29 protein-coding genes are annotated in these 26,957 nt (G+C 62.4%); 16 read left to right on the top strand and 13 right to left on the bottom strand.

Translation table 11 applies throughout. From position 1 onward, the window contains the following. Positions 1 to 54: 54 nt before the first annotated feature. Positions 55 to 2,889: an excinuclease ABC subunit UvrA gene (gene uvrA, locus GDV60_RS24220; RefSeq protein WP_029299403.1), complete on the bottom strand. Its 2,835-nt coding sequence runs from the start codon at positions 2,887 to 2,889 to the stop codon at positions 55 to 57. Positions 2,890 to 3,069: 180 nt separating this feature from the next. Between uvrA and GDV60_RS24215 the strand changes: the two genes are divergently transcribed. From GDV60_RS24215 to tam, 3 genes are all read left to right on the top strand, one after another. Next, complete coding sequence (locus tag GDV60_RS24215) at positions 3,070 to 4,464, top strand: MFS transporter (protein WP_029299405.1); 1,395 nt, start codon at positions 3,070 to 3,072, stop codon at positions 4,462 to 4,464. A gap of 9 nt (positions 4,465 to 4,473) precedes the next feature. After that, the gene (locus GDV60_RS24210; protein WP_017849542.1) at positions 4,474 to 4,989 is read left to right on the top strand and encodes a single-stranded DNA-binding protein; all 516 of its coding nucleotides are present in this window, start codon (positions 4,474 to 4,476) and stop codon (positions 4,987 to 4,989) included. 158 nt (positions 4,990 to 5,147) lie between these two features. Beyond that, the gene (tam, locus tag GDV60_RS24205) at positions 5,148 to 5,909 is read left to right on the top strand and encodes a trans-aconitate 2-methyltransferase (protein ID WP_159908972.1); all 762 of its coding nucleotides are present in this window, start codon (positions 5,148 to 5,150) and stop codon (positions 5,907 to 5,909) included. A gap of 10 nt (positions 5,910 to 5,919) precedes the next feature. Here the strand turns inward: tam and GDV60_RS24200 are convergent, their stop codons facing one another. After that, positions 5,920 to 6,468: a cysteine hydrolase family protein gene (locus tag GDV60_RS24200; protein ID WP_159908970.1), complete on the bottom strand. Its 549-nt coding sequence runs from the start codon at positions 6,466 to 6,468 to the stop codon at positions 5,920 to 5,922. Positions 6,469 to 6,564: 96 nt separating this feature from the next. Here GDV60_RS24200 and GDV60_RS24195 point away from each other — a divergent pair, with 96 nt between their 5' ends. From GDV60_RS24195 to GDV60_RS24185, 3 genes are all read left to right on the top strand, one after another. Then, positions 6,565 to 7,548, top strand: coding sequence for a GlxA family transcriptional regulator (locus GDV60_RS24195; RefSeq protein ID WP_092230779.1), 984 nt, complete (start codon positions 6,565 to 6,567; stop codon positions 7,546 to 7,548). A 219-nt stretch (positions 7,549 to 7,767) separates the two neighbouring features. Further along, a complete protein-coding gene (locus GDV60_RS24190; RefSeq protein WP_159908968.1) occupies positions 7,768 to 8,877 on the top strand; it encodes a DUF3182 family protein in 1,110 nt (369 codons plus the stop codon). Next, entirely contained in the window at positions 8,867 to 9,622 is a 756-nt protein-coding gene (locus GDV60_RS24185; protein WP_029299412.1) for a S9 family peptidase, read from the top strand. Before GDV60_RS24190 ends, GDV60_RS24185 begins: the two co-directional genes overlap by 11 nt. Before the next feature lie 5 nt (positions 9,623 to 9,627). On the opposite strand, the gene GDV60_RS24180 is transcribed toward GDV60_RS24185, so the two are convergent. From GDV60_RS24180 to GDV60_RS24170, 3 genes are read right to left on the bottom strand one after another with little or no spacing between them, the layout of a single operon-like run. Then, on the bottom strand, positions 9,628 to 10,596 hold the full coding sequence (locus tag GDV60_RS24180) for a lysylphosphatidylglycerol synthase domain-containing protein (RefSeq protein WP_092230771.1): 969 nt from the start codon (positions 10,594 to 10,596) through the stop codon (positions 9,628 to 9,630). Next, positions 10,574 to 11,851, bottom strand: a complete 1,278-nt coding sequence (gene clsB, locus GDV60_RS24175; protein ID WP_070995293.1) for a cardiolipin synthase ClsB — start codon at positions 11,849 to 11,851, stop codon at positions 10,574 to 10,576. The genes GDV60_RS24180 and clsB overlap by 23 nt, the downstream gene beginning before the upstream one ends. Continuing rightward, the gene (locus GDV60_RS24170) at positions 11,848 to 12,627 is read right to left on the bottom strand and encodes an endonuclease/exonuclease/phosphatase family protein (protein ID WP_159908966.1); all 780 of its coding nucleotides are present in this window, start codon (positions 12,625 to 12,627) and stop codon (positions 11,848 to 11,850) included. The genes clsB and GDV60_RS24170 overlap by 4 nt, the downstream gene beginning before the upstream one ends. A gap of 234 nt (positions 12,628 to 12,861) precedes the next feature. On the opposite strand from GDV60_RS24170, the gene GDV60_RS24165 reads away from it, so the two are divergent. Next, the gene (locus GDV60_RS24165; protein ID WP_032867470.1) at positions 12,862 to 13,746 is read left to right on the top strand and encodes a sugar nucleotide-binding protein; all 885 of its coding nucleotides are present in this window, start codon (positions 12,862 to 12,864) and stop codon (positions 13,744 to 13,746) included. Between the two features lie 167 nt (positions 13,747 to 13,913). On the opposite strand, the gene GDV60_RS24160 is transcribed toward GDV60_RS24165, so the two are convergent. From GDV60_RS24160 to GDV60_RS24140, 5 genes are all read right to left on the bottom strand, one after another. Then, on the bottom strand, positions 13,914 to 14,612 hold the full coding sequence (locus GDV60_RS24160) for an OmpW family protein (RefSeq protein WP_029299417.1): 699 nt from the start codon (positions 14,610 to 14,612) through the stop codon (positions 13,914 to 13,916). A 125-nt stretch (positions 14,613 to 14,737) separates the two neighbouring features. Further along, positions 14,738 to 15,256 (bottom strand): DUF3299 domain-containing protein, encoded by a 519-nt coding sequence (locus GDV60_RS24155; RefSeq protein ID WP_159908964.1) that lies wholly within the window; start codon positions 15,254 to 15,256, stop codon positions 14,738 to 14,740. A gap of 11 nt (positions 15,257 to 15,267) precedes the next feature. Further along, positions 15,268 to 16,533: an ABC transporter permease gene (locus tag GDV60_RS24150; RefSeq protein WP_029299419.1), complete on the bottom strand. Its 1,266-nt coding sequence runs from the start codon at positions 16,531 to 16,533 to the stop codon at positions 15,268 to 15,270. Position 16,534: 1 nt separating this feature from the next. Continuing rightward, entirely contained in the window at positions 16,535 to 17,245 is a 711-nt protein-coding gene (locus tag GDV60_RS24145; RefSeq protein WP_092230762.1) for an ABC transporter ATP-binding protein, read from the bottom strand. 136 nt (positions 17,246 to 17,381) lie between these two features. Next, positions 17,382 to 17,975, bottom strand: coding sequence for a DUF2796 domain-containing protein (locus GDV60_RS24140; RefSeq protein ID WP_159908962.1), 594 nt, complete (start codon positions 17,973 to 17,975; stop codon positions 17,382 to 17,384). 135 nt (positions 17,976 to 18,110) lie between these two features. On the opposite strand from GDV60_RS24140, the gene GDV60_RS24135 reads away from it, so the two are divergent. Continuing rightward, a complete protein-coding gene (locus tag GDV60_RS24135; RefSeq protein ID WP_029299425.1) occupies positions 18,111 to 18,461 on the top strand; it encodes a hypothetical protein in 351 nt (116 codons plus the stop codon). Here GDV60_RS24135 and trxA read toward each other — a convergent pair. The 3 genes from trxA to GDV60_RS24120 form a co-directional block, all read right to left on the bottom strand. Continuing rightward, entirely contained in the window at positions 18,458 to 19,330 is an 873-nt protein-coding gene (gene trxA, locus GDV60_RS24130) for a thioredoxin (RefSeq protein ID WP_029299428.1), read from the bottom strand. The genes GDV60_RS24135 and trxA overlap by 4 nt on opposite strands. Before the next feature lie 102 nt (positions 19,331 to 19,432). After that, entirely contained in the window at positions 19,433 to 20,089 is a 657-nt protein-coding gene (locus GDV60_RS24125) for a methyltransferase (RefSeq protein ID WP_159908960.1), read from the bottom strand. After that, entirely contained in the window at positions 20,086 to 20,541 is a 456-nt protein-coding gene (locus GDV60_RS24120; protein WP_029299432.1) for a YbaY family lipoprotein, read from the bottom strand. The genes GDV60_RS24125 and GDV60_RS24120 overlap by 4 nt, the downstream gene beginning before the upstream one ends. Positions 20,542 to 20,680: 139 nt before the next feature. Here GDV60_RS24120 and nrdR point away from each other — a divergent pair, with 139 nt between their 5' ends. The 8 genes from nrdR to GDV60_RS24080 all read left to right on the top strand — a co-directional run bounded on the left by nrdR (position 20,681) and on the right by GDV60_RS24080 (position 26,937). Further along, on the top strand, positions 20,681 to 21,145 hold the full coding sequence (gene nrdR / locus GDV60_RS24115) for a transcriptional regulator NrdR (protein ID WP_029299433.1): 465 nt from the start codon (positions 20,681 to 20,683) through the stop codon (positions 21,143 to 21,145). Next, complete coding sequence (gene ribD / locus GDV60_RS24110; protein WP_029299434.1) at positions 21,142 to 22,278, top strand: bifunctional diaminohydroxyphosphoribosylaminopyrimidine deaminase/5-amino-6-(5-phosphoribosylamino)uracil reductase RibD; 1,137 nt, start codon at positions 21,142 to 21,144, stop codon at positions 22,276 to 22,278. Before nrdR ends, ribD begins: the two co-directional genes overlap by 4 nt. Before the next feature lie 47 nt (positions 22,279 to 22,325). Next, positions 22,326 to 22,988 carry a riboflavin synthase gene (locus tag GDV60_RS24105; protein ID WP_029299435.1) on the top strand — a complete coding sequence of 221 codons (663 nt, stop codon included), beginning with the start codon at positions 22,326 to 22,328 and terminating at the stop codon, positions 22,986 to 22,988. Positions 22,989 to 23,003: 15 nt separating this feature from the next. Beyond that, a complete protein-coding gene (gene ribBA / locus GDV60_RS24100; RefSeq protein WP_029299436.1) occupies positions 23,004 to 24,095 on the top strand; it encodes a bifunctional 3,4-dihydroxy-2-butanone-4-phosphate synthase/GTP cyclohydrolase II in 1,092 nt (363 codons plus the stop codon). Positions 24,096 to 24,185: 90 nt separating this feature from the next. Continuing rightward, positions 24,186 to 24,662, top strand: a complete 477-nt coding sequence (ribE, locus tag GDV60_RS24095; protein WP_003176356.1) for a 6,7-dimethyl-8-ribityllumazine synthase — start codon at positions 24,186 to 24,188, stop codon at positions 24,660 to 24,662. Further along, positions 24,659 to 25,159: a transcription antitermination factor NusB gene (gene nusB, locus GDV60_RS24090; RefSeq protein ID WP_029299437.1), complete on the top strand. Its 501-nt coding sequence runs from the start codon at positions 24,659 to 24,661 to the stop codon at positions 25,157 to 25,159. Before ribE ends, nusB begins: the two co-directional genes overlap by 4 nt. Positions 25,160 to 25,177: 18 nt before the next feature. After that, a complete protein-coding gene (gene thiL / locus GDV60_RS24085) occupies positions 25,178 to 26,143 on the top strand; it encodes a thiamine-phosphate kinase (protein WP_159908958.1) in 966 nt (321 codons plus the stop codon). A gap of 65 nt (positions 26,144 to 26,208) precedes the next feature. Next, complete coding sequence (locus GDV60_RS24080; protein ID WP_029299439.1) at positions 26,209 to 26,937, top strand: ABC transporter substrate-binding protein; 729 nt, start codon at positions 26,209 to 26,211, stop codon at positions 26,935 to 26,937. Positions 26,938 to 26,957: the final 20 nt, after the last annotated feature.

Below are 26,957 nucleotides of genomic sequence, written 5' to 3'. Positions count from 1 at the left end.
AAAAAAGCCCCTGTCACCGCTATGGTGACAGGGGCTTTTTGTTGGGCCTGGCAATCAGGCCCGGTCGCGCGCCAGCAGCGGCTTCAGATAGTAGCCAGTATGGGATTGCGGCATCTCGGAAACCTGCTCCGGCGTGCCCACTGCAATTATCTGCCCGCCCTTGGAGCCACCTTCCGGCCCAAGGTCCACCAGCCAGTCGGCTGTCTTGATCACATCCAGGTTGTGCTCGATCACCACCACAGTATTGCCGTGATCGCGTAGACGGTGCAGCACGTCGAGCAATTGCTGGATGTCTGCGAAGTGCAGGCCGGTGGTCGGTTCATCGAGGATATACAGGGTCTTGCCGGTATCGCGCTTGGAGAGTTCACGAGACAACTTGACCCGCTGCGCTTCGCCACCGGACAGTGTTGTTGCTGACTGCCCTAGCTTGATATACGACAAGCCCACGTCCATCAGGGTCTGAAGCTTGCGTGCCAGGGCCGGCACGGCGTCAAAGAACACCCGCGCTTCCTCGATGGTCATCTCGAGGGTTTCATGGATGTTCTTGCCCTTGTATTTGATCTCCAGGGTTTCGCGGTTGTAGCGCTTACTCTTGCACACATCGCATGGCACGTAGATGTCCGGTAGGAAGTGCATCTCCACCTTGATCAAGCCGTCGCCCTGGCACGCCTCGCAGCGCCCACCCTTGACGTTGAAGGAGAAGCGCCCAGGCCCATAACCCCGGGAGCGGGACTCCGGCACGCCGGCGAACAGTTCGCGAATCGGTGTGAACAGCCCGGTATAGGTCGCCGGGTTGGAGCGGGGGGTGCGACCAATCGGGCTCTGGTCGATATCCACCACCTTGTCCAGGAGCTCCAGGCCCTTGATGCTGTCATGCGCTGCAGCTTCCAGGGTAGTGGCGCCGTTCAACGCCGTGGCGCTGAGGGGGAACAGGGTGTTGTTGATCAGCGTGGATTTGCCTGACCCGGAAACACCGGTGACGCAGGTCAGCAGGCCCAAGGGGATTTCCAGGTCGACATTGCGCAGATTGTTGCCGCGCGCGCCCTTGAGGTGCAGCGCCTGTTTTTTGTTGCGTGGCGTACGCTTGGCTGGCACCTCGATTTTGACCCGGCCAGACAAGTATTTGCCGGTCAGGGAGTCCGGGTGGGCCATGACTTCGGCTGGCGTGCCCTGGGCAACGATGTGCCCGCCATGGACGCCAGCGCCGGGGCCGATATCGACCACATAGTCCGCCAGGCGAATGGCATCCTCATCGTGCTCGACCACGATCACCGTGTTGCCGATATCACGCAGGTGCTTGAGCGTGCCCAGCAAGCGATCATTGTCGCGCTGGTGCAGGCCGATTGAGGGCTCGTCGAGGATGTACAGCACGCCCACCAGGCCTGCACCGATCTGGCTGGCCAGGCGAATGCGCTGGGCTTCGCCGCCGGACAGGGTGTCGGCACTGCGGTCCAGGGACAGGTAATCCAGGCCCACATTCACCAGGAACTGCAGGCGCTCGCGGATCTCCTTGAGGATCTTGTCGGCAATCTCGCCGCGTCGCCCGGTCAGCTTCAATACACCGAAGTATTCGCAGGCATCACCGATGGGCAGGTTGGTCACTGCGGGCAATGTTTTCTCGCCCACCCATACGTGGCGTGCCTCGCGACGCAAGCGGGTGCCACGGCAATCCGGGCAGGGCTGGGTGCTGAGGAACTTGGCCAGTTCCTCGCGCACGCTGGCCGACTCGGTTTCCCGGTAGCGGCGCTCCAGGTTGGGCACGATGCCTTCGAATGGGTGGGAGCGCTTGACGATATCGCCACGGTCATTCAGGTATTTGAAATCGACGTTCTGCGAGCCGCTGCCATGCAGGATGACTTTCTGCTGCTCTGCCGGTAGCTCGTTGAACGGTACTTCCAGGCTGAATTTATAGTGGGCAGCCAACGACCCGAGCATCTGGAAGTAGTAGACATTGCGCCGGTCCCAGCCGCGTATGGCGCCCTCCGCCAGCGTCAGGTCGCCATTGACCAGACGCTTGATATCGAAGAACTGCTTGACCCCCAACCCGTCACAGGTCGGGCAGGCGCCGGCCGGATTGTTGAAAGAGAACAGCTTGGGTTCCAGTTCGCTGATGGCATGGCCGCAGATCGGGCAGGCGAAGCGTGCAGAGAAGATGATTTCTTCACCGGGCTCGTCGTCCATCGGTGCGACCAGGGCGATACCGTCCGCCAGCTTCAGCGCGGTCTCGAACGACTCCGCCAGGCGTTGCTGCAGGTCGGCACGTACCTTGAAGCGGTCGACCACCACATCAATGGTGTGCTTCTTCTGCTTATCCAGCTTCGGTGCTTCGTCCAGCTCATACAGCTTGCCGTTGATCCGGGCACGGACAAAACCCTGGGCGCGCAGCTCTTCGAAGACCGACAGGTGTTCGCCCTTGCGCTCGCGGATCACCGGCGCCAACAGCATCAGCTTGGCGCCTTCCGGCTGGGCCAGCACCAGGTCAACCATCTGGCTGACGGTCTGGGCTTCCAGCGGGATATCGTGATCCGGGCAGCGTGGAATACCTACGCGTGCGTACAGCAGGCGCAGGTAGTCGTAGATTTCGGTGATGGTGCCCACGGTGGAGCGTGGGTTGTGAGAAGTCGACTTCTGTTCGATGGAAATGGCTGGCGACAGGCCTTCAATGGTGTCGACATCAGGCTTTTCCATCATCGACAGGAACTGCCGGGCATAGGCCGACAGCGACTCCACATAACGACGCTGGCCTTCGGCATACAGCGTATCGAACGCCAGCGATGACTTGCCGGACCCGGACAAGCCGGTGATGACAATCAGTTTGTCCCGGGGCAGGGTCAGGTCGATGTTCTTCAGGTTGTGGGTTCTAGCCCCACGAATCAGGATCTTGTCCAAGATGGCCTCGCACGGCGGGCGTATAAATAATGCAGGAGTATACGGCTAAAGACTGGATGAATATACACTGTCGGTTTGCCCATTTCAGCCTTACATGAAAGCTGCGCGGCAAAGCGCCGCATATACCCTCTCAATCGATGGGACTGGTAGAATCGCCGCCGGTTCACACGAGGTTTTTCCATGCACGATCCCCACAGCGAACGCATGAGTAGCGGCGAGACCCGAGCGGCAAGCGGTCTGGCCCTGGTGTTCGCCTTCCGTATGCTGGGCATGTTCATGGTGTTGCCGGTACTGGCGACCTATGGCATGGACCTCGCAGGCGCGACCCCGGCCTTGATTGGCCTGGCGATTGGTGCCTATGGTCTGACCCAGGCGATTTTCCAGATTCCGTTCGGGATCATTTCCGACCGCATTGGCCGCCGGCCGGTGATCTACCTGGGGCTGATCGTGTTCGCCCTGGGCAGCGTGCTGGCAGCCAATGCCGATTCGATCTGGGGCGTGATCGCCGGACGTATCCTGCAAGGTGCCGGGGCGATTTCTGCGGCGGTGATGGCGCTGCTGTCAGATCTGACCCGCGAGCAGCATCGCACCAAGGCCATGGCCATGATTGGCATGACCATCGGTCTTTCGTTTGCCGTTGCGATGGTGGTTGGCCCGCTGCTGACCCGCGCGTTCGGCTTGCACGGCCTGTTCCTGGCCACCGGCGGCATGGCGCTGGTTGGGATCGTGATCGTGGCCTTTATGGTGCCGCGCTCCACCGGGCCGCTGCAGCACCGTGAATCGGGCGTGGCAAAGCAAGCATTGCTGCCGACGCTCAAGCACCCCGACCTGCTGCGCCTGGATTTAGGTATCTTTGTATTGCATGCGATGCTGATGTGCAGCTTCGTCGCCTTGCCCCTGGCCCTGGTGGAAAAAGCCGGGTTGCCCAAGGAGCAGCACTGGTGGGTCTACCTCACCGCCTTGTTGATTTCATTCTTCGCCATGATCCCGTTCATCATCTACGGCGAGAAGAAACGCAAAATGAAACGAGTTTTGCTCGGCGCCGTCGCGACATTGATGCTCACTGAACTATTCTTCTGGCAGTTCGGCGACAGCCTACGGGCACTGGTAATCGGCACGGTGGTGTTTTTCACCGCGTTCAACCTGCTGGAGGCGTCACTGCCTTCGCTGATCAGTAAAGTTTCACCGGCAGGCGGCAAAGGCACGGCAATGGGGGTGTATTCCACCAGTCAGTTCCTTGGTTCGGCGCTGGGCGGCATCATGGGCGGCTGGATGTTCCAGCATGGCGGTTTGTCGGTTGTGTTCCTCGGATGCGCCGGGCTGGCTGCACTTTGGCTGGTCTTTGCTGTTACCATGCGCGAACCTCCCTACGTCACAAGTCTGCGTTTGCCGCTATCGCCCGAGGCGATCCGTGAAAGCGGTCTGGTAGAGCGCCTGAAGGCCGTCGTAGGGGTAACAGATGCAGTCGTGGTCGCTGAAGAGGCGGCCATTTACATCAAATTGGACACCGAACTATTGGATCGCGCGACGCTCGAGCAACTGGTCAACCCAGTGCCGACAGCGCGCCCAGCCTAGGAGAACGTTATGGCCCGTGGGGTTAACAAAGTCATATTGGTCGGTACATGCGGCCAGGATCCCGAAGTTCGCTACTTGCCTAACGGTAACGCCGTGACCAACCTGAGTCTGGCGACCAGCGAACAATGGACCGACAAGCAGACCGGCCAGAAGGTCGAGAAAACCGAATGGCACCGTGTATCGATGTTCGGCAAGGTTGCAGAGATCGCCGGTGAATACCTGCGCAAGGGTTCGCAGGTCTACATCGAAGGCAAACTGCAGACCCGCGAGTGGGAAAAAGACGGTATCAAGCGTTACACCACCGAAATCGTGGTCGACATGCAAGGCACCATGCAACTGCTGGGCGGCCGTCCACAGGGCGACCAACAGGGCCAGGGCGGTATGTCCAACTCGGCGCCGCGTCCACAGCAGTCGCGTCCGCAGCCAAGCCAGCAGCCACAGCGTGAGTCGCGTCCAGCGCCACAGCAGGCGGCACCGCAGCCGGCCGCTGACTTTGACAGCTTTGATGACGATATCCCGTTCTGAGGCCACCTTGGTCCGGACTATCCAGTAACACCCGGAACCCCCGATGGCATTTGCCTCGGGGGTTTCTTGTTTTTGAGTAGGAAAAGTCCTGCGCTCTGGTATTTGTCCCCGTGCGCCACAAAACCTAGTCTGTAGTCTTACCCAAGAAGGAAGCCCCGATGACTTGGTCTGCCCAGCAGTATTCGATGTTTGAACAACAGCGTACCCGTCCCGTCCGGGACCTGGTCGCCTCCATTCCTGCAGGTAAAGTGCGCACTGCGGTCGACCTGGGTTGTGGCCCCGGCAACTCCACAGCGGTGTTGGCCGAACGTTTCCCCCAGGCGACGATTACTGGTTTGGACAGTTCTCAGGACATGTTGGTCAGCGCCCGTGGGCGGCTGCCGGCACTTCATTTTGAATTGGCCGATATCGGCGCCTGGCAGCCTGCGCAACAGTTCGATGTGATCCTTGCCAACGCCTCGCTGCAGTGGGTGCCCGACCACGCCAGCCTCTACCCGCACCTGGTGGCGCAACTGGCACCGGGCGGTACGCTGGCGGTGCAAACCCCGGACAACCTCAACGAGCCCGCCCATCGCCTGGCCCGTGAAGTGGCAGCGCAAGGGCCGTGGGCGGGCAAGATTGGCGCGGTCAAACATGAAGCGCGTCACCCGGCGAGTTACTACTTTGAATTGCTGAGCAAGCATTGCAGCGTCGTGGATGTATGGCACACCACTTATTACCACCCGCTCAGCGGCCATGAGGCGGTGGTGGAGTGGTTCAAGGGCACGGGCCTGCGGCCATTCCTGGCGTTGCTGGATGAGGCCGAGCAAGGCGCCTTCCTTGACGCCTATCTGGCGCGCATCCGCGAGGCTTACCCGGCCCTGGCCGATGGCACAGTGTTGCTGCCGTTTCCACGCCTGTTCATTATCGCCACGCGCTGACAGTCAGCTTTCAGGCATTGAGGAACTCGTCCGCCGAAACCACGCTGGCATAGGCAAATGCCAGTGACGCCATGTAGGCCTCATGCACCTGGGCCGCCGCAACAGTCTTGCCATTGAATTCCAGGTCACGGGTGGCACAGGCATCGTGGATCACGGTAACGGTGTAGCCATAGTCCGCCGCCGCCCGAACCACGGCGTCGATGCACATATGGCTCATGCTGCCCACCACCACCAGGTCGGTGATGCTGCGCTGTTCCAGCACCTCGCGCAGGTTGGTTTGGCGAAACGCATTTACAAAATGCTTGAGCACCACCGGTTCGTCATTCTCGTTCAGCACCTTGGGATGCAAGTGCGCGCCTTCGGAGCCAGGCGTGAAGAAGGGGGCGTCGTCGGCGGTGAACTCATGGCGCACATGGATCACCGCATCACCTGCCTGGCGGAACGCCTGGAGCAGCTGTTGTGCCTTGTCTGCGGCAGCCTCGACACCAACCAGTGGCCATTTGCCCTGGGGGAAGTAGTCGTTCTGGATATCAATTAGGATAAGTGCTTGCTTGGCCATGAGTATTTTCTCGTGATGGGTTGATGCGTCCAGTATCGTGGCTGGCGCGAGGCTCAGGGATTGGCTGCACCGACAATAACAGGGGGAAAACTGACAATGGCTCTGGAACGCTCGATCGTCGAGCTTGGCGTGCTGATTTACAGCGGTGCGCAGATGGCTGCTGTACACGGTTTGACCGACCTGTTTGGGGTCGCCAACCGCATCGCCGCCGAGCATCAGGCCGAGCAGTTGCCCGTGTTGCGTATCAGCCATTGGCAGGTTGATAGCGATGGTACTCCTGTTCGGGCTTTCGACAGCTTGCCTGGGCCCGAACAACCTTTGATGGCGGTGCTGGTACCGCCCTCGATTGGTGAATTCTGCGAAGAACAGGCACCGCCCCGGCTGTTGCAGTGGCTGCGCGAGCAACATGCAGCCGGCACGGTGCTGGGAGGCGTGTGCATCGGTTCGATCATGCTGGCGCGCAGCGGCTTGCTCGATGGGCGCAGCGCCACCACCCACTGGTCTTCGGCCAGCACCTTTGCCAGGCGTTTTCCCGCGGTGCGCTTGGAGGCCGACAAACCTATCGTCGATGATGGCGACCTGATTACCACCGCCGGGCTGATGGCCTGGTCCGAACTGGGCCTGCGCCTGGTCGACCGCCTCATGGGCCCGAGCATCGCGGCCGGCACCGCGCGTTTTCTGGTGATTGAACACAGTGACAGCGCCAGCCAGTGCGGCAGCAATTTTGCACCGATCCTGAGCCATGGTGATGGGGCGATCCTCAAGGTCCAGCACGCCTTGCAGGCCAGCGGGGCGGTGGATGTTTCGCTTGCGGCAATGGCGCAGGCAGCCGGCCTGGAAGAACGCACTTTCCTGCGCCGTTTTCGCACTGCCACCGGCCTCAAACCCACCGAATACTGCCAGCACCTGCGGGTCGGCAAAGCGCGGCAGATGCTTGAATTTACCAATACCACCATTGACCACATCGCCTGGACCGTGGGTTATCAAGACCCCAGCGCCTTTCGCGCAATCTTCAAAAAAATCACCGGCCTTGCGCCCAGCGATTACCGCAACCGATTCGGAGTAAAAGCCCCCGCCTGACGACCGGACACCCCGCTCCCACATTTTTGCTCGCTGCCAGGCCCTGCATCGTGCAGAACGCCGGACCCTTGATCACGCTTCGTGCAGAATGAGGCAGGCCAAATGCCATCTCCTTCCCGCTAACCGCTTGATCTGCCAACCTTTTGCCCCGAGCGTAGCTTGGCCTGAACCCTGCAACCCTCGTGCTACACACCTGCAAGCCTCGCCCAAGGGGGACGCATGACCCCGACCAACCGTAAAAAAATCGTGGTGGCCCACTCGATCCGGCCCGACGCGCCCCTTCACGAAGTGGAAACCAACCGCGCCCTCGCTCGCTGGCTGGCGCAAATCCTCGGGCTCGACTACGGCGGTAGCTACAGCGTCGACCTGCACGCCCAGGCGGACCTGTACCTGCTGCCCACCCAGACACTGGTCGGCCCGGCCCAGGCATTGAGCCTGGGCGTAAAGGGCCCGGAGGACTTGTGGGGCGGTTACGTTGACCATGACTTCATCTGCACCAAAGCCATTACCCACGGCCTGCATGGCCCTGACGCGGTGGCGCCCGAGGGTTGGTCGCCGCTGTTTGCCGAGCGGGTACGCGCCGTGGTGCTCGACGGCCTGAGCGTGTTTGCCGTGCAAGATGCTCGCGCGGCCGCCATGCAGTTGCTGGAGCTCGGGCCGATTCGCCTGAAGCCGGTGCATGCCTGCGCTGGTCGGGGCCAAGAGGTGGTCGACAGCCTCAAGCAATTCGACGCAATCCTGGCCCGCGCCGATGTGGCAGACCTGTTCGCCCAAGGTGTGGTGCTGGAACAAGACCTGGTAGATGTGGTGACTCACAGCGTCGGCCAAAGCTTTATCGGCGGGCGGGTGTTCAGTTACTGCGGCGAGCAATACCTGACCCAGGACGGGCAGGGCGAAGCCGTCTACGGTGGCTCCAACCTGCTGGTGGTGCCGGGGTACTACGAAGAGCTGCTGACCCTGTCGCTTGGCGAGGATGTGCGCCTGGCCATTGAGCAGGCACAAGTCTTCGATAACGCCGCCGATGAGGCCTATCCTGGTTTTTATGCCTCGCGGCGCAATTACGACATTGCCCAGGGCCTGGACAGCCAAGGTACGCAGCGCAGTGGTGTGCTGGAGCAGTCCTGGCGCATGGGCGGCGCCAGCAGCGCGGAGGTCGCGGCGTTGCAGAGCTTTATCAACGATCCCGGCCTGCGTGCGATTCGCGTATCGTCCGTGGAGACCTATATCGACCAGCCATTGCCCGCCAATGCCATCGAGATCTATCGCGGCCCGGCAGAAAACAGCGACTTTCTTCTCAAGTACGTAACGGTCCAACCCTATGACGGCTAGAAGCGAAACCATCACCATTGATATCGACGATGAACAGATGAGCGGGACCTTTCTCAGTCCCAAGTCAAAAGTGCCCGGAGTGTTGTTTGTGCACGGCTGGGGCGGTAGCCAAGAGCGCGACCTGGAGCGGGCCAAGGGCATCGCCGGCCTCGGTTGCGTGTGCCTGACCTTTGATCTGCGCGGGCATGCTGGCAATGGCATCCCCTTGTCGCGGGTCACCCGGGAGGACAACCTGCGGGACTTGCTCGCGGCCTATGATCGCCTGCTGGCGCACCCGGCCATCGACACCTCGGCGGTGGCGGTGGTGGGCACCAGTTACGGGGGCTACCTGGCAGCGATCCTCACCTCCCTGCGCCCGGTGCGCTGGCTGGCACTGCGCGTGCCGGCGCTGTACCGCGACCAGCAATGGCACACCCCCAAGCGCGACCTGGATAAAGCCGACTTGATGGATTACCGCAGCACGCTGGTGCACGCCGAAACCAATCGCGCACTGCACGCCTGTGCTGCCTTTACCGGGGATGTGTTGATCGTCGAGTCGGAAACCGACGACCACGTGCCCCATGCCACCATCATGAGCTACCGCGCTGCCTGCCAGCAGACCCATTCGCTGACGCATCGGATCATCGACGGTGGCGACCACTCATTGAGCGACCCGGTGTCCCAGCAGGCCTACACCTCGATCCTGGTGGACTGGATCACCGAGATGGTGGTGGGCGAGCGGTTGAGCATCATTCAATCCCAATGACGGGTTTACGCGGGTGTTTTCTTCACCCGCAAAGCCTTGGCCTTCGCCTCTACGGCGAGGTACATCACCAGGGCGATCAGCAACGGCAAGATAAAATAGATCGCCCGGTAGGCAATCAACCCGGCGAGCAGGCTGCCCCGTGAGGCTTCATGTTGCAGCAGGGCGATAAACACCGCCTCCAACACGCCCAGGCCGGCCGGAATATGCGTCACCACACCGGCAATCGCGCTGATCAGCAACACCCCCAGCACCAGCGGGTAGTCGAGCTTGGCCGGCAGCAAGGTAAAGATCACCGCCGCCATCAGCGACCAGTTCAACGCACCGAGGGCCAGTTGCAGGCATGCCATGCGCAGCGACGGCAGATTGATCTCGATCCCGCGAATCGACCAGGCGCGTTTCCTGGAGAACTGACAGGCAGCCAGATAGCCGAGGCTCGCCAATACCAGCAATACGCCAACACCTTGCAGGGCGCCGCTACTGAGTTTCCAGCCCGGCGGCATCGTCACCAGGCCGCTGCTGAACACCGCCCCGGCCAGGGCCATATAGCCAAACCAATTGGTGGCCAGGCTCAAGCCAAGGATTTTCGCGATATTGGCGTTGCTGACCCCCAGCCGCGAATACAGCCGGTAGCGCATGGCAATCCCGCCGACCCAGGCGCTGAGGTTGAGGTTGAACGCGTAACTGATGATGCCCACCGGCAGGATCTGCTTCCAGCGCAAGGGCTGGCGGATGTAGGTCCGCCCGATCAGGTCAAAGCACGCATACACCAGGAAACTGCACAGCGTCAGCCCGGCCGCGATCCACAAGGTGCGTAGCTTGAAGTCGCTGAGGGTGGCAAATACTTCGCTCCAGTCGATACGCCGCGCGAGCAGGGTAAAGAGCACGATCAGCAACAGGAAGAAGGCGACGGTCAGCGGCTTCTTCCAGCGTTTGAACGCATGGGCGCGCGCATCAGCTGTGTGGGCTTGGCTCATGGTCCTGGCTCCCGGCATGCACGAAGGGTTTCAAGCGCGGTTTGTGTGCGGGCAGCCAGCCGGTCCAGGCCGGGAAATGCCGCAGTACATGGAACACCACAAACCCCACGGTCACCCGCCACAACCAGCCGCGCGGGGTGCGGTTTTCCGGCATGGTCTTGCAGTGGTTGCGGCTCAGGTCTTCCAGGCGCTCGAACAAGTGTTGATTGAACTCCCGGTCACGAATCAGCACGTTGGCCTCCAGGTTCAGTGACAGGCTCAACGGGTCGAGGTTGCTCGAGCCCACGGTGCTCCACGCCTCATCCACCAGGGCCACCTTGCCGTGCAGGGGGCGCTGGCAATACTCGTGGATCACCACGCCTTCCTTGAGCAGATAGTCGTAGAGCATGCGCGCCGCCAGCTTGGCCAGCAGCACATCGGGCTGGCCCTGCATGATCAACTGCACCTGCACACCGCGCCGGGCGGCATTGCGCAGTTCCCGCAGCAGGCGGTAACCGGGAAAGAAGTAAGCGTTGGCGATCACCACGCGCTGGCGGGCGTGGCGCAGGGCATGCAGGTAGGCCTCTTCGATATCGCTGCGGTGTTGCAGATTGTCGCGGTAGATCAGGCGTACCAGGCCTTCACCGTCGTCGGCCGCCCAGGACGGTTGCTGGCGCCGTCGCCAACCGCGCCGCGTGCGCACCGGGCGGCCACTTTGCGCCAGGGCAAAGTGATGCAGGTCCGCCACGGCCGGCCCGATCACCTGCACCGCATAATCCTGCTTGGCCTCGGGGCCGAAGTCCGCCAGATGGTCTGCAGAAAAATTGATCCCGCCGATAAACCCCACCTCAGCGTCCACGACCACGATCTTGCGGTGCAGGCGGCGAAACCAGTTGGTGCGAAACCCCAGGGTCTTGGGCGCCGGGTCGAACATCTGAACCGTGACCCCGGCCTGGGACAACTCGCCGAGAAACCCGGGGCTCAGTTCGCCGCAGCCAAAGCCATCAAGACTGACCACTACCTTCACCCCACGCTGGGCGGCCTCGATCAGAATCCGGTGCAGTTCATGGCCGACCTTGTCTTCGAACAGAATGAATGTCTCCAGGAGGATTTCCTGGCGAGCCTGGCGCAAAGCCTCGAAGACTTTGGGGAAGTACGCCTCGCCGTTTTCCAGCAGTTGCACCTGGTTGCCGGGTTGCCAGCCGTAGTCCGGGTCCCTGGCCCTGGCGTCATCGGGTGGCTGATCGGTGGCGATGTGTTCTACGGCGCCGTTCATAACTCAATCTCCACCGACAGTGGTGCGTGATCGGACAAGTGCGACCAGGGACGGGCCGTCAGCACTTGCGCGTGATGGACCTTGAGGTTGCGCACGTAAATGCGGTCCAGCGGCAGCAAGGGCAGGCGCGCCGGAAACGTACGCGCCGGTTTGCCATGGGCCTGCACAAACACTTCCTGCAGGCCGCTGTGGCTCAGGTCGGCCTGCTGGCGCCAGTCATTGAAGTCACCGGCGACGATCAGCGGCGCGTCGCCGGGGATCTCGGCCACCCGCTGGGCCAGCAATTTGAGCTGTTGTTGGCGATGCACCTCGCGCAGCCCCAGGTGCACGCAAATGGCGTGCACCTCCTGGCCGCTGCCGGGCAGGCGTAGCACGCAATGCAGCAGCCCGCGGCTTTCGTGGCCGCTCTGGGAGATATCGAGGTTGTCATAGCGAATGATCTGGAATTTCGACAGCAACGCGTTGCCGTGGTCGCCATGGGGATACACCGCGTTGCGCCCGTAGGCGAACTGCGGCCAGATACTGTCGGCGAGAAACTCATACTGCGGCATGCTCGGCCAGTTGCTGTAGCGCCGGGGGTGGTGCTCATGGGTGCCATGCACCTCCTGCAAGAACACCACATCCGCTGCGACACCCCGCACCGCTTCGCGCAATTCCGGCAGGATGAAGCGTCGATTGAGGGCAGTGAAGCCCTTGTGGGTATTGACTGTCAGCACCTTGAAGCGGGTGATGGCAGCAGTGGGCGTGACAGGCACCCATTCTGGAATCACAGCCATGGTGGCTCCCGTGGGTTGGCGGGGCAGTGGCCTCCGTTCGTTAATGGCTGACTGTGGTGCTCGCGCGAAAGTTTCGACGATCCTACAAACGGCGCGTTGTCCTAACGCCACTTAGTAAGTGACGGTTGCGCTACAAACCCGCAAAATGCAACGATTCTGGCAAATACCAACGGCACGGCATCAACGCCTGTCGACAATAGCCATCGTTCCAAACAGACCGGGCCTGCTCAATTTATGCGAATGCGCCTTATGTTACTGGGCGGCGGGAATGCCCTCGGGCAGGCGCTGATTCGCCTCGGTGCGGAGGAAGATATCGGTTTCCTCGCCCCGCGCCCGCCCCAAGACGGCTGGGATGCCGCCAGTCTTACCCAATTGCTCGACGACACCCGTCCCGATGCCTTGATCAACCTCGCCTACTATTTCGACTGGTTCCAGGCCGAGAGCGTGAACGAGGCCCGTCTGGCCGGGCAGGAATCTGCCGTCGAGCGCCTGGCGCAGCTGTGCCAACACCACAACATCACGCTGCTGCAACCGTCCAGCTACCGGGTGTTCGATGGCTCGCGCGCCACGGCCTACAGCGAAAAAGACGAGCCGGTGCCCCTGGGCCTGCGCGGCCAGGCGCTATGGCGCATTGAGCAGAGTGTGCGTGCTACCTGCCCGCAACATGTGCTGCTGCGCTTTGGCTGGTTGCTCGATGACAGTGTCGACGGTGCGCTTGGGCGCTTCCTGGCGCGTGCCGAGAAGTCCGAGGAGTTGTTGCTGGCCGATGATCGACGGGGCAACCCGACGCCGGTGGACGATGCGGCACGGGTGATTATCTCGGTGCTCAAGCAACTCGATTGTGCGGCGCCGTTGTGGGGCACCTACCATTACGCGGGGCAAGAGGCGACCACCCCTGTGGCCCTTGGCCAGGCGATCCTCACCGAAGCGCGCAATTTCCATGCGCTGGCGGTCGAAGCGCCAACCGCCCAAGCCCACGCCGCCCGGCCAGACGCCGCCGACGAACCGCAACATGCGGTGCTGGCCTGCAAGAAGATCCTGCACACGTTTGGCATCAAGCCCCGGGCGTGGCGCGCGGGCCTGCCGGCGCTACTCGATCGCTTCTACCGGCATAACTAGCTGACTGAACACAAAAAAATGTGGGAGCCCGTCCTGTGCCGGAACTGGCTTGCCTGCGATGCACACACCTCGGTCTTTCAAAGACACCGAGGCGATGCATCGCAGGCAAGCCAGCTCCTACACAAGCCGGGCTCCCACATTGTTGTGTAGCGTTTGTTAAGCCGGGCTTAGAACTTGTAGCCGATACCGACCATGTAGACCATCGGATCCACGTCCACATTGACCTTGGCACGAGTGCCCGCCGCCAGGGCGTTGTTGTCGACGGTGGCTTTGGTGCTGATGTCGATGTAGCGCACCTGGCCGTTGATCATCCACTTGTCATTGATCATGTAGTCCGCGCCGATCTGCGCGGCCCAGCCCCAGGAGTTCTCGGCCTTGAAGTTGCTGAAGCCTTCGCCCTGGGCGCGGCTACCAACGTGTTCGTCGTAGATCCAGGTGTAGTTGATACCGGCACCGACGTAAGGCTGGAACGCCGATTTGCTGTCCAGCGGGTAGTACACGACGCTCAGGGTAGGCGGCAGGTGCTTGAGGGTACCGAGCTTGCCGTTGGCGGCGCCGAGGGCGGTGTTCTTGATCTTCACATCATGCTCGAACGGCGTGGCGGCCAGCAGTTCGATACCGACGTGGTTGGTCAGCATGTAGGCGAAGTTGAGGCCCAGCTGCGTGTCGCTGCTCATGGTCGCCTTGCCACCCAGGTTGGTGCCGGCCAATGGGCCCTGGTCAACCTTGACGCTGCCGCTATCGGCCTTCGGGTTAACGGTGATGGCACCGGCGCGAACGAGGATGTCGCCAGCTTCGTGAGCGTGGGCGAGAGGGGCGGCGAGTGCAAGCGCGAAGAGGGAAGCGCTGAGCAGTGACTTATGCATGGGTGGCTCCAAAGGACGTTTTTAGTTGGCTGTGTCCAATGGTAAAGATCGTTACGCGTGAGCCTTTGACTCAGCTCAATGAAACCGTGATCCGATAAGCCTGCTCCCATATTTGATTGAGGGTGCTATTCGGGCAACTCGTAGACGTAGATCTTCTCGGCTTCCATCTGATAGCCCGCATCCGCCAGTTCGCTGGTAGACGGTTTTACCTGCATCTGCCCCTCGATCCAGTACGGCTGGTACAACTCCTCCAGCTTCACGCCGATCTCACTGCGTACATGCACAATCTGGTTCGACGGCGGCGGCGGCACATGGATGCAGGCGCCGAAGTACGGTACCAGCAGGAACTCAGTGGTGCGGCCTTCTTCGCTGACCTCCAACGGCACGATATAGCCCGGCAGGCGGATGTGCTGGTCGTTGAGGGTTGCGACCACCGGCGCGTTGGGCAAATCCTGCTTGGCCGCTGGTGCGGCCTCTGCTGACAGGGCGTCGGCCATGTTCGACAGGTCGTGCAGCGGCGTCATATTCGGCACCTCCACCGGAGCGTCCGGTGGAATCATTTCCTGCCACGACAAATCCCGAGGCTCGGCGGCCCAGGCGGGCAGGGCGATCATCAACAACAGCGCAAGCAGGGCATGACGCATCAAAGCCTTCCTCATAAACGGATCGACAGGCCATCGGCCAAGGATTGGCGATAGGCGCGCCAGGCCGGCACGCTGCCCATCAGCAGGGCGGCGCCCAGAATACCGGCGAGCAGCGTCCATTCATACGGGCTGGGCAGCGCCAGCGGCAGGTCCAGCCCGTAATTGGCCTGCAAATAGCCACGGGACGCCGCAATACACACATACAGCAGGCCAACCCCCGCTACCACTCCGGCCAGGGCCAGGGCGAAGGCCTCGAAAATCAGCAGGCTCGCAATATGCCAGGGCCGCGCCCCCACGGAACGCAGGATCGCCATTTCGCGGCGCCGCTCATTGAGGCTGGTGAGGATCGCCGTGAGCATGCCGATCAACCCGGTCAGCACCACAAACAGCGAGATCACGAACAACGCCTTTTCCGCAGTGCCCATCATGCTCCACAGCTCTTGCAAGGCCACGCCCGGCAGGATCGCCAGCATCGGCTCGCCACGGAACTCGTTGATCTGGCGTTGCAGGGCGAAGGTCGAAATCTTGTTGTTCAAGCCCAGCATAAACGCGGTGATGGCTTGTGGCGTGAGGTCCATATTGCGCGCCTGGTCGGCACTGATCCGGCCCTTGCCCTGGGCCGGCACGCCGTTGTGCCAGTCGATATGGATCGCTTCCATGCCGCCCAGGCTGATATGCAGCGTGCGGTCCACCGGGGTGCCGGTGCGTTGCAGAATGCCAACCACGGTGAAGGGTTTGTCATCGTGTTTGACCAGGCTGACCACCGCCACGCCGTGGGCGAGCACCAGCTTGTCACCGAGTTTGTAATGCAGCGCGTCAGCTACTTCGGCGCCGAGCACCACTTCAAAAGGGTCAGTGGCAAAGGCGCGGCCGCTGGCCAGTTGCAGGTTCTGCCTGCGCCCGTATTGGTAGTGCTCGAAGTAGGCGTCGGTAGTGCCCATCACTCGGTAACCGCGATGGGAGTCGCCCAGGGACATGGGGATCGCCCATTTCACCTGCGGGTTGGCGGCGAAGTGTTCGAAGCTGTCCCAGCGGATGTTGTTGGTGGCGTTGCCGATGCGAAATACCGAGTACAGCAGCAGGTTGACCGAGCCGGAGCGGGCGCCGACGATCAGGTCGGTGCCGCTGATGGTGCTGGCAAAGCTGGCGCGCGCCTCGGTACGCACACGTTCGACCGCCAATAGCAGGCACACCGACAGGGCGATGGCGAAGGCGGTGAGGATCGCGGTAAAGCGGCGGTTTGCCAGGCTGGCCATGGCTAGACGGAACAAATACATCTCAAACCTCGAGCGGCGTGGCGGCGCGATTGAGTTCGGCCAACGACAGGTTGCGGTCGAACAGCGAAGCCAGGCTCTGGTCATGGCTGACGAACAACAGGCTGGCGCCCGCCTCGCGGCATTCGGCGAACAACAATTGAAGGAAGGCTTCCCGTGCATCGTGGTCCAGGGCCGAGGTCGGCTCGTCGGCGATCACCAGTTCCGGTTGGCCGATCAGTGCGCGGGCGGCGGCGACCCGTTGCTGCTGGCCGATGGACAGCGAGTCGGCGCGGCGTTCCAGCAAGCCCTCATCCTTGAGGCCCAGGTGCGCGAGCAAGGTCGCGGCGGCTTGATCGATGCTGCCATGCCGCTGGGTCGCGCGTTGCGCGCGCAGCTTGGAGAAATGGCAAGGCAGTTCAACGTTCTCGCGTACCGAGAGAAACGGCAGCAGGTTGAACTGCTGGAAGATGTAGCCGGTGTGGTCGACCCGAAACCGATCACGGGCGCCGGCCGACAGCTCGGTCAGCTCCTGGCCGAGCAAGCGAATGCTGCCACGCGTGGGTTTCTGCACGCCGCCCAACAGGCCTAGCAGGGTGGTCTTGCCGCTACCGCTGGGGCCCTTGAGAAACAGGGTTTCCCCAGGCTCCAGGCGAAACACCGGGATATCCAGCAACTGGGGGTGCCCGGGCCAGTTAAAGCCCAGGTCGGACAGTTCGATCAGTGCTTGGGTCATGGGAACTCAGTATCACCTGCAGAGCGCGGTCACCTGTAGGAGCTGGCTTGCCTGCGATGCAGACTACGCGGTGTATCTGCGACACCGCGCCGATGCCATCGCAGGCAAGCCAGCTCCTACAGTTGAGCGTGTGGAGTCAGAATTTCAGGGTGGCAGTCTTGGCCGTCGTTTCAACACCCTGCTGGCCGCTTGGGCCGATCAGTTGTACCTGAATTTTCTGGGTGGCGGGGAAGGTCTTGAAGAGGTTCGCCAGGTCGAGGTTTTTCAGCGCGGCAGGGCTGGTGCAGGTGAACTGGTAGTGGGCGTGGATTTCACTGTGGTCATGGTCATGGGCAGCGGCGCCTTTGCCATCGGTGGCGTGGTCATGATCGTCTTCTGGCTTGTCGCCGAACAGCGGGCTTTCGAGCTCTTGGCTGCTGACCACACAACCGGCGGCTTTTGGCAGGCTGAACAGCGCCAAGGGCTGTTCCAACTGTTTACGGGCGGCGGCGACCTTGGCTTTGTCTGCATCGGTGGTGGCCAAGTGCTCGAAACCCACCAGGTTCATCGCCGGGCTTTCCAGCTCCAGTTCCAAGGCCTTGCCATCGAGCACCGCGTTAAGGCGGGCAACGCCATGCTCATGGGCGCCAAGGCTGCCGTGTTCATGGTCATGATCGTGGTCGTGTTCGTCAGCCGCCAGGGCAGCCAGGGGCAACAGGGCAAACGGCAAAGCGAGCAACAGGCGGCGCATAGAAAAACTCCCGGGCGTGAATGAATACTTTGTTATGTGATCTTATAACAAAAGCCGTGAGAGTTTGACCGTCTGCTTGGCGCAGCGCAAGACGCATGGGAGCATGCTCGTCAGAAAAGTCTTGGAGGACGAGCAATGATGCGAATTCGTGGAACCATCGGCGAGCTGCCCGTGGACTTGACTCTGGAGTTGGACGAGAGCGATTGGGCACGGCTGGGCGTACACCTGCAGGCGACCACGCCGGTGACGGGCGAGGCGCCTGTCACCCCCGCGCCGCTCAATCAGGACGCAAACCTGTGGCAGGCCGCCCAGGACCTGCTGCGTGAGGCCGGGCAACTCAGCGGGCTGGAGCTGTCGGACCGCCTCGAAGGCCTGGCCGGCAACGCCCAGGCGGGCAAGCGCCTGTTGGTACGCCTGCGCCATAGCGCCAAGGTGAAGGTGGCCAGCGGCGGGGATACGCCGCAATACAGTTGGATCGCTGATTAGTACAGCGCGGCGAACAACTTGCGGCGATACACCGTGACCAGCGGGTGGTCGTTGCCCAGCAACTCGAACACTTGCAGCAGCGTCTTGTGTGGCAGGCCTTCGTTGTAGCTGCGGTTGCGGATAAACAGCTTCAGCAGGCCTTCCAGCGCCGCGTCGTATTGCTGGCGGGCCAATTGCTGCACGGCCAGTTGATACGCGGCTTCATCGTCCTGCGGGTTTTGCGCCAGACGGGCCTTGAGGTCGGCGGTATCAGGCAGGTCAGCAGCCTGGCGCAGGAAGGTGATCTGCGCCTTGGCACCGGCGAGGGCCGCCTTGTGTGCGTCGCTCTTGACCGCGTCGAGTACGGTCTGCGCTTCGCCCAGTTCGCCACGCTCGGCCAGGCAGCGGGCGTAGAGGATCAACGCCGCGGCGTTGGTGTTGTCTTCACCCAGCAAGGTCACCAGCACAGCCTCGGCCTCACTGATTCGGCCCTCGGCAAACAGCGCCTGGGCCTGCTCCAGCGGGTCCTCATCGGCCGGTGGCGGCAGTTGCACATGGGGCTCCAGCAACGCGCGAATCTCAGACTCCGGCTTGGCCCCGGCAAACCCATCCACCGGCTGACCGTCCTTGAACAGCACCACGGTCGGCAGGCTGCGAATGCCAAAGCGCGCAACGATATCCTGCTCGGCTTCGCAATCGACCTTGGCCAGCAGCAGCTCGCCCTGATAACTCTCGGCAATCTGCGCCAGCAACGGCATCAGCGCCTTGCATGGCGCGCACCATTCGGCCCAGAAATCCACCAGCACGGGTTTGTGGAACGAGTTTTCGATGACAGCCTGATCGAAGGTGGCGGTGGTGACATCGAAAATGTACGGCGTGGGCTCACTCATGGGGTATCTCGAAGAAAGCGGGAATGGGGCAACTATAAGGCTTGGCGCAGTTGGCTGAAAGCGCATACAAGCGCTGTAGGAGCCGGCTTGCTGGCGACGGACTCAAGGCCTGCGCGAATGGTACAGGCTCACCTTGCGAAACTCCCAAGGCTCCGCCAGATCCGGCAACGTCAACGCCTCCAGAATCCCCAGCCGCTGATAGTCCGGATGCTGGAAATCCCGCACCCGTGAATCGGCGACCAGCGCTTCTCGTCCGCGGGTGAGGAACTGATCCAGCAGTGGCAGGTTCGCCCGGTCGTACAGCACGTCCGCCACCAGGATCAGGTCGAAACGATCGGCCTCGGCAAAAAAATCCGCCGAATAGCCCAGCGTTACGCCATTGAGTTGAGCATTCGCCCGGCAGGCGCCGAGTGCCAGCGGGTCGAGGTCGCAGGCCACCACTTCCAGGGCACCGGCTTTTACTGCGCCAATCCCCGCCACCCCGGAGCCGGCGCCAAAATCCAGGACCCGCTTGCCCTGCACCCACTGCGGGTTGGCCGCCAGGTAACGGGCCAGTGCCAGGCCGCTGGCCCAGCAGAAGCTCCAGTAGGGCGGCTCGTGCAGGATGCGCCGGGTTTCCTCAGGGCTGAAGGCGCGGTGCATGTTGTCGGCGTCCAGCAGCCATAACGACAGGTCGGTGCCCGGTAACGGGCAGGGCACCAGTTGCGCGTCGCCGATCAGCTCGCTCAAGGCTCGTTGCAGGTGCAGCGGTGGCGTCATGGTGCGCGGACGAGTTGCAGTGGCCCGGTGGTCTGGGTGATCGGCTGCTGGATACGCACCGCCGGCAGATGCAGGATCAACTGCCCGGACTGGCTGGCGCGACCACGCAACTCAACGCGGGCGCCGCTCGGGAAGGCTTGGGGGTTGAAGCGCAGGCGGAAGGCCAGTGGTTTGTTGTTGCCGATCAGCACGCTGCTGGCCAGCAATTGTTGCGGGCGGCTGCGCTCGTCGATCACCAGCAACGCCAGCTCGACTTCGGCGCCGGCCGGCACGCCATTGAGGGTGCCGCTCACTTCACGTTGATACGCCGGCAAAGGCCCGAGAGGCTCCTGGCCGGGGATTTTTTTCTCTTGTTGCGGCGTGGGTTGCGGGGCCGCTGGTTTTGGTGCCTCGCTGCTGCAGGCGACCAGAAAACTGAACATTGTGAGTAAAACCAGCGGTCGTAACGGCATGTACGGCTCCAAAAAGGGCAAAAATCCGTGAACTAAACATAAGAAACATAATAGTCAGCCTATATACCGTAAAGGCTATGGCTTGTCTTGCCACGGGGATGCGCTACCATGGCCCTCCCTTTTTTTGTTGCCTGCCACCATGCACTGTCCCTTCTGCGGTGCCAACGACACCAAGGTCATTGACTCGCGTCTGGTCGCCGAGGGCGATCAAGTGCGTCGCCGGCGTGAATGCCTGGCCTGCGGTGAACGTTTCACCACCTTCGAAACCGCCGAACTGGTACTGCCACGCCTGATCAAGTCCGACGGCAGCCGCCAGCCCTTCGACGAAGACAAATTGCGCGCTGGTATGCAGCGCGCCCTGGAAAAACGCCCGGTGAGTGTCGAGCGGCTGGAAGCGGCGCTGGTGCATATCAAGCACAAGCTGCGGGCGACCGGTGAGCGCGAGGTCAAGAGCCTGGTGGTTGGAGAACTGGTGATGGGCGAGCTGCAAAAGCTCGACGAAGTCGCCTACATTCGTTTCGCCTCGGTGTATCGACGCTTCCAGGACCTCAACGAGTTCCGCGAAGAGATCGACCGCCTGGCCCGTGAGCCGGTCAAAGAATGAACCTTCCTTCTGCTGAGCAGGCCGTGCTTGACGCCCATTACATGGCCCGCGCCCTCGAATTGGCGCGCAAGGGCCTGTACACCACCCACCCCAACCCACGGGTCGGCTGCGTGATTGTGCGTGATGGGCAGATTGTCGGCGAAGGCTGGCACGAGCGCACCGGCGAACCCCATGCCGAGCCCAACGCCTTGCGCGCTGCTGGCGATAAAGCCCGGGGTGCCACGGTGTACGTGACCCTTGAACCGTGCAGCCATTATGGTCATACGCCACCTTGCGCCGATGCGCTGGTGACGGCTGGCGTGGCGCGGGTGGTGGCGGGCATGCAGGACCCGAATCCGGAAGTGGCCGGGCGCGGCATGCAGCGCCTGGCCCAGGCCGGTATCGAGGTGCTCAGCGGCGTACTGGAAAGCCAGGCGCGCGCCTTGAACCCCGGGTTCCTCAAGCGTATGGAACACGGCCTGCCGTTTGTGCGGGTCAAACTGGCGATGAGCCTGGATGGCCGCACCGCAATGGCCAGTGGTGAAAGCCAGTGGATCACCGGCCCTGCCGCCCGCGCCGCCGTACAGCGCCTGCGGGCCGAGGCCAGTGTGGTGCTGACTGGCGCCGACACAGTGCTGGCCGATGGCGCGCGCCTGACCGTGCGCGCCGCCGAACTGGGCCTGGATGCGCAGACCACCGCCCTGGCGATGTCGCGCCCGCCGCTGCGCGTGCTGATCGACGGCCGCCTGCGGGTGCCGCTCAACGCGCCGTTCTTCAAGGCCGGCCCGGCGCTGGTCATCACCTGCGTGACCCCGGAAAACCAGTTCCCCCGTGGCCCCGAATGCCTGGTGGTACCGGGTGTCGACGGCCAGGTCGACCTGCGCTCGGCGCTGGTGGCCCTGGCGGCCCGTGGCGTCAACGAGGTGCTGGTGGAAGCCGGGCCGAGCCTGGCGGGGGCGTTTGCCCAGCAGGGCCTGGTGGACGAGTACGTGATTTTCGTCGCCGGCAAGTTCCTGGGCTCCGCCGCTCGGCCATTGTTGGACTGGCCGCTTGAGAAGCTGGCCGACGCCCCCCAACTCAAGATCACGCAAATGCGCGCTGTCGGCGACGACTGGCGAGTCACTGCCATCCCGCTCCCCCCAGCGAGCGTATAATTCCGACCGGGCGCCCAGGCGCCCGCAATGTTTTCCAGGAGAAGGCCATGTTCACCGGCATTATCGAATCCATCGGCAGCATCCGCGCCATGACCCCCAAAGGCGGCGACGTGCGCCTGTTGGTTGAAACCGGCAAGCTCGACCTTGGCGACGTCAAGCTGGGCGACAGCATCGCCGTCAGCGGCGTGTGCCTGACCGTCATCGAACTGCCGGGCAACGGCTTTGCCGCCGACGTCAGCCGAGAAACCCTGGACTGCACCGCGATGAATGACCTCAAGGCTGGCAGCCCGGTCAACCTGGAAAAAGCCCTGACCCCGACCACCCGTTTGGGCGGCCACTTGGTCAGCGGCCATGTCGACGGCGTCGGCGAAGTGGTGGCGCGCAGCGAAAACGCGCGGGCCGTGGAGTTCCGCATCCGGGCCCCTAAAGAACTGGCCAAGTACATCGCCCACAAAGGCTCGATCACCGTCGATGGCACCAGCCTGACCGTGAACGCCGTGAACGGCGCCGAATTCGAACTGACGATCATTCCCCACACCCTCAGCGAAACCATCATGGCCTCATACCAGCCAGGTCGCCGGGTGAACCTGGAAGTGGACTTGCTTGCCCGTTACCTGGAGCGCCTGTTGCTGGGCGATAAGGCCGCAGAGCCTGCAGCCGGTAACATCACCGAAAGTTTTCTGGCCGCTAACGGCTACCTGAAATCCTGACCAAGGGGGTGCCGCGTGGCGCTCAATAGCATCGAAGAACTGGTTGAAGACATCCGCCAAGGCAAGATGGTCATCCTGATGGATGACGAAGACCGCGAGAACGAAGGCGACCTGATCATGGCCGCCGAGTTGTGCCAGCCTGAACACATCAACTTCATGGCCAAGCACGCCCGTGGCCTGATCTGCATGCCCATGAGCCGCGAGCGCTGCGAACTGCTCAAGCTGCCGCTGATGGCGCCGCGCAATGGTTCGGGGTTTGGCACCAAGTTCACCGTCTCGATTGAAGCGACCACCGGCGTGACCACCGGCATCTCTGCCGCTGACCGCGCCCGCACCGTGCAAGCCGCTGCCGCCAAAGACGCCAAGGCCGAAGATATCGTCAGCCCTGGCCATATCTTCCCGCTGATGGCCCAGCCTGGCGGCACCCTGGCCCGTGCCGGCCACACAGAGGCTGCCTGCGACCTGGCGCGCATGGCCGGGTTCGAGCCGAGTGGGGTGATCTGCGAAGTGATGAACGACGACGGCACCATGGCGCGTCGTCCGGAACTGGAAGCCTTTGCCGCCGAGCACAACATCAAGATCGGCACCATTGCCGACCTGATTCACTACCGGATGATCCACGAACGTACCGTTCAGCGGATTGCCGAGCAGCCGCTGGACAGCGAACTGGGGCATTTCAACCTGGTGACCTACCGTGATTCGGTGGAAGGCGACGTGCACATGGCCCTGACCCTGGGCAACATCTGCGCCGAAGAGCCGACCCTGGTGCGTGTGCACAACATGGACCCGCTGCGCGACCTGTTGATGGTCAAGCAGCCGGGCCGCTGGAGCCTGCGAGCCGCCATGGCCGCGGTTTCCCAGGCGGGCAGCGGTGTCGTGCTGCTGCTGGGCAATCCGGTGGATGGCGATGTGCTGCTGGCGCATATCCGCGAAAGCGCTGACCAGGTACCGGTGAAAAAGCCGACCACCTACAGCATCGTCGGTGCCGGTTCGCAGATCCTGCGTGACCTGGGCGTGCGCAAAATGCGCCTGATGAGCGCACCCATGAAATTTAATGCGATATCCGGTTTCGACCTGGAAGTAGTAGAATACGTGCCCTCCGAATAAAGGCCGGCGATTTTCGCTCCTTGTTCGCGGTTCAAATATCACTAAGGGGCGCGTCATAGACGCGTCCCGGCTCTTTAAGAGATTTGTCGAATGACCCTGAAGACCATCGAAGGTACCTTCATCGCCCCCAAAGGCCGCTACGCCCTGGTGGTTGGCCGCTTCAACAGCTTCGTGGTTGAAAGCCTGGTAAGCGGTGCCGTGGACGCCCTGGTTCGCCACGGTGTGAGCGAAAGCGATATCACGATTATCCGTGCCCCTGGCGCCTTCGAAATTCCACTGGTTGCGCAGAAAGTTGCCCAGCAAGGCGAATACGCAGCGATCATCGCCCTGGGCGCGGTCATTCGTGGCGGTACTCCGCACTTCGAATACGTGGCTGGCGAGTGCACCAAGGGCCTGGCCCAGGTGTCTATGGAGTTCGGCGTGCCAGTGGCCTTCGGCGTACTGACCGTTGATTCCATCGAGCAAGCCATCGAGCGTTCCGGCACCAAGGCCGGCAACAAAGGCGCTGAAGCTGCCCTGTCCGCCCTGGAAATGGTCAGCCTGCTGTCGCAGTTGGAGGCCAAGTGATTTCCGACGAGAGCGATCGTTTCAACCCACGCGAGCCACGTCCTGCGGACGCCGGCAAACCGTCGAAGAACGAAAAGCGCCGTGCTGCCCGTCAGCTGGCGACCCAGGCGCTGTATCAGCGTCAGATGGCGGGTACTTCGCTGAACGAAATCGAAGCGCAGTTTCGCGTCGATAACGACTTTACCTTCGCCGACCTGCCGTACTTCCACGACATCCTGCACGGCGTGCATGCCAACCTGAGCGAGATCGACACGGCCCTGGCACCTTGCCTGGACCTGACCCTCGAAGAGTTGGACCCGGTTGAACTGTGCGTGATGCGCCTGTCCACCTGGGAGCTGCTCAAGCGCGTCGACGTGCCGTATCGCGTTGTGATCAACGAAGGTATCGAACTGGCGAAAGTCTACGGTTCGACCGACGGTCACAAGTTCGTCAACGGCGTGCTCGACAAGCTGGCCCCGCGCCTGCGTGAAGCCGAAGTGAAGGCGTACAAGCGCTAACCTGCGCTTGGCTCCCTGATGGGCGAGTTCGAGCTGATCCGCACCTACTTCGCCGCCGCGCCCTGTGCGCAAGGCGGCGAAGGCATTGCCCTGGGGATCGGCGACGACTGCGCCTTGCTGGCGGTTCCCCACGGGGAACAGCTGGCGATTTCTACCGATACCCTGGTGGCCGGCGTGCACTTTGCCGACCCCTGCGATCCGTTCCTGCTCGGCCAGCGCTCGCTGGCGGTGGCAGTCAGTGACCTGGCGGCCATGGGCGCCTGCCCCCTTGCTTTTACCCTTGCACTCACCACACCTACGGTCGCGGCCGATTGGTTGCAACGCTATGCCCTGGGTTTGAACGCCATGGCCCAGCGTTGTGGCGTGGGCCTGGTGGGCGGCGACACTACCCGTGGCCCGCTGAGCCTGACCGTCACCGTGTTTGGCCGTGTCCCGGCCGGGCTGGCGTTGACCCGTAGTGGCGCGCAACCGGGCGACCTGCTGTGTGTCGGCGGCGACCTGGGCAATGCCGCGGGGGCCTTGCCGTTGGTATTGGGGCAGCGTAGCGCCGCAGCGCAAATCGGCGAGCCGCTGCTGGGCCACTACTGGTCGCCGCAACCGCAGTTGGCCTTGGGCATGGCCTTGCGGGGCAAGGCTACGTCTGCGCTGGATATCTCTGACGGCCTGCTGGCTGATTGTGGGCATATCGCCAAGGCTTCGGCCGTAAGCCTGGTGATCGAGCGACAACGGCTGCCGCTGTCGGCCGCGTTGCTGGCCTTTCTCGGCGATGAGCAGGCGCGGTCCGCAGCCTTGAGTGGGGGGGATGATTATGTCCTCGCGTTCACCTTGCCACCCACTGAGCTGGGGTCATTGCTGGCTGAGGGGTGGCCGGTGCATGTCGTCGGGCGGGTGGAGGCGGGAGCGGGAGTGAGGCTGCTGGATGCCGGTGGCCACGACATCACCCCGGCCGTGCGCGGTTATCAGCATTTTCGCGAGACGCCGTGACACGGCTGGCTGCGCTACCCTTTACAACGTTACAGAAAAGGTCGCTTTCCCAGGAGGACGTCATCATGGGCCTACGTCGCTGGTTGCTGATCCTGCTGTGTGTTGGCGCATCTGCCGGGTGGGCCGCTGACACTCCCGAAGTACCCGGCCAGATTCGCCTGGCCAGTGAAGCCTGGAATGACTACACCAACGCCGATGGCAGCGGCCTGGCCTGGGACGTGCTGCGGGAAGTCTTCGAGCCCGCCGGGGTCAAGGTCAAGATCCGCAGCGTACCTTACACCCGTTCGGTCGGCCTGGCGCGGCGCGGCGAAGTAGATGCCTGGGTCGGCTCCTATCACGATGAGACCGAGGGCGTGCTGTACGCCCGCTGGAACTATGACGCCGACCACATCTACGCCCTGGGCCTGGCGAGCAGCCCAGAGCCGACGCTGAAGACGCTGGGTGCCTACCGGCTGGCCTGGGTGCGCGGCTACAAGTACGAGGAATACCTGCCCAATATTCACCGCTTCAACCAGATCGAGCGGCGCGGCGGGATTTTGCCGATGCTCCAGCACGGGCGGGCCGATTTCTACATCGATGCCCTGGCCGAACTGAAATACATCCTTGGCCAAGCCGACGACCCCGCGGTGTTCAAGCTCACGCACATTGCCGAACTGCCGCTGTTCCTTGGGTTTACCGACAATGAGCGGGGCCGGGCGTTGATGGCGTTGTTTGACCGGCGCATGGAGTCGCTGGTGACAAGCGGCGAGTTGAAACCCATCTTCGAACGTTGGCACCAGCCCTATCCGTTCTGATCACCCCGCTTTTATGTAGG

The organism is Pseudomonas sp. DTU12.1 (assembly GCF_009873475.1).
GTDB lineage: Bacteria > Pseudomonadota > Gammaproteobacteria > Pseudomonadales > Pseudomonadaceae > Aquipseudomonas > Aquipseudomonas proteolytica.
This window is presented reverse-complemented; position numbering and strand designations above follow the sequence as displayed.

Excerpts from the sequence above, each read along its gene's own strand:
- GDV60_RS24215 (WP_029299405.1), top strand. The coding sequence starts at position 3,070 with ATGCACGATCCCCACAGCGAACGCATGAGTAGCGGCGAGACCCGAGCG.
- GDV60_RS24210 (WP_017849542.1), top strand. The coding sequence starts at position 4,474 with ATGGCCCGTGGGGTTAACAAAGTCATATTGGTCGGTACATGCGGCCAG.
- tam (WP_159908972.1), top strand. The coding sequence starts at position 5,148 with ATGACTTGGTCTGCCCAGCAGTATTCGATGTTTGAACAACAGCGTACC.
- GDV60_RS24200 (WP_159908970.1), bottom strand. The coding sequence starts at position 6,468 with ATGGCCAAGCAAGCACTTATCCTAATTGATATCCAGAACGACTACTTC.
- GDV60_RS24195 (WP_092230779.1), top strand. The coding sequence starts at position 6,565 with ATGGCTCTGGAACGCTCGATCGTCGAGCTTGGCGTGCTGATTTACAGC.
- GDV60_RS24190 (WP_159908968.1), top strand. The coding sequence starts at position 7,768 with ATGACCCCGACCAACCGTAAAAAAATCGTGGTGGCCCACTCGATCCGG.
- GDV60_RS24185 (WP_029299412.1), top strand. The coding sequence starts at position 8,867 with ATGACGGCTAGAAGCGAAACCATCACCATTGATATCGACGATGAACAG.
- GDV60_RS24180 (WP_092230771.1), bottom strand. The coding sequence starts at position 10,596 with ATGAGCCAAGCCCACACAGCTGATGCGCGCGCCCATGCGTTCAAACGC.
- clsB (WP_070995293.1), bottom strand. The coding sequence starts at position 11,851 with ATGAACGGCGCCGTAGAACACATCGCCACCGATCAGCCACCCGATGAC.
- GDV60_RS24170 (WP_159908966.1), bottom strand. The coding sequence starts at position 12,627 with ATGGCTGTGATTCCAGAATGGGTGCCTGTCACGCCCACTGCTGCCATC.
- GDV60_RS24165 (WP_032867470.1), top strand. The coding sequence starts at position 12,862 with ATGCGAATGCGCCTTATGTTACTGGGCGGCGGGAATGCCCTCGGGCAG.
- GDV60_RS24160 (WP_029299417.1), bottom strand. The coding sequence starts at position 14,612 with ATGCATAAGTCACTGCTCAGCGCTTCCCTCTTCGCGCTTGCACTCGCC.
- GDV60_RS24155 (WP_159908964.1), bottom strand. The coding sequence starts at position 15,256 with ATGCGTCATGCCCTGCTTGCGCTGTTGTTGATGATCGCCCTGCCCGCC.
- GDV60_RS24150 (WP_029299419.1), bottom strand. The coding sequence starts at position 16,533 with ATGTATTTGTTCCGTCTAGCCATGGCCAGCCTGGCAAACCGCCGCTTT.
- GDV60_RS24145 (WP_092230762.1), bottom strand. The coding sequence starts at position 17,245 with ATGACCCAAGCACTGATCGAACTGTCCGACCTGGGCTTTAACTGGCCC.
- GDV60_RS24140 (WP_159908962.1), bottom strand. The coding sequence starts at position 17,975 with ATGCGCCGCCTGTTGCTCGCTTTGCCGTTTGCCCTGTTGCCCCTGGCT.
- GDV60_RS24135 (WP_029299425.1), top strand. The coding sequence starts at position 18,111 with ATGATGCGAATTCGTGGAACCATCGGCGAGCTGCCCGTGGACTTGACT.
- trxA (WP_029299428.1), bottom strand. The coding sequence starts at position 19,330 with ATGAGTGAGCCCACGCCGTACATTTTCGATGTCACCACCGCCACCTTC.
- GDV60_RS24125 (WP_159908960.1), bottom strand. The coding sequence starts at position 20,089 with ATGACGCCACCGCTGCACCTGCAACGAGCCTTGAGCGAGCTGATCGGC.
- GDV60_RS24120 (WP_029299432.1), bottom strand. The coding sequence starts at position 20,541 with ATGCCGTTACGACCGCTGGTTTTACTCACAATGTTCAGTTTTCTGGTC.
- nrdR (WP_029299433.1), top strand. The coding sequence starts at position 20,681 with ATGCACTGTCCCTTCTGCGGTGCCAACGACACCAAGGTCATTGACTCG.
- ribD (WP_029299434.1), top strand. The coding sequence starts at position 21,142 with ATGAACCTTCCTTCTGCTGAGCAGGCCGTGCTTGACGCCCATTACATG.
- GDV60_RS24105 (WP_029299435.1), top strand. The coding sequence starts at position 22,326 with ATGTTCACCGGCATTATCGAATCCATCGGCAGCATCCGCGCCATGACC.
- ribE (WP_003176356.1), top strand. The coding sequence starts at position 24,186 with ATGACCCTGAAGACCATCGAAGGTACCTTCATCGCCCCCAAAGGCCGC.
- thiL (WP_159908958.1), top strand. The coding sequence starts at position 25,178 with ATGGGCGAGTTCGAGCTGATCCGCACCTACTTCGCCGCCGCGCCCTGT.
- GDV60_RS24080 (WP_029299439.1), top strand. The coding sequence starts at position 26,209 with ATGGGCCTACGTCGCTGGTTGCTGATCCTGCTGTGTGTTGGCGCATCT.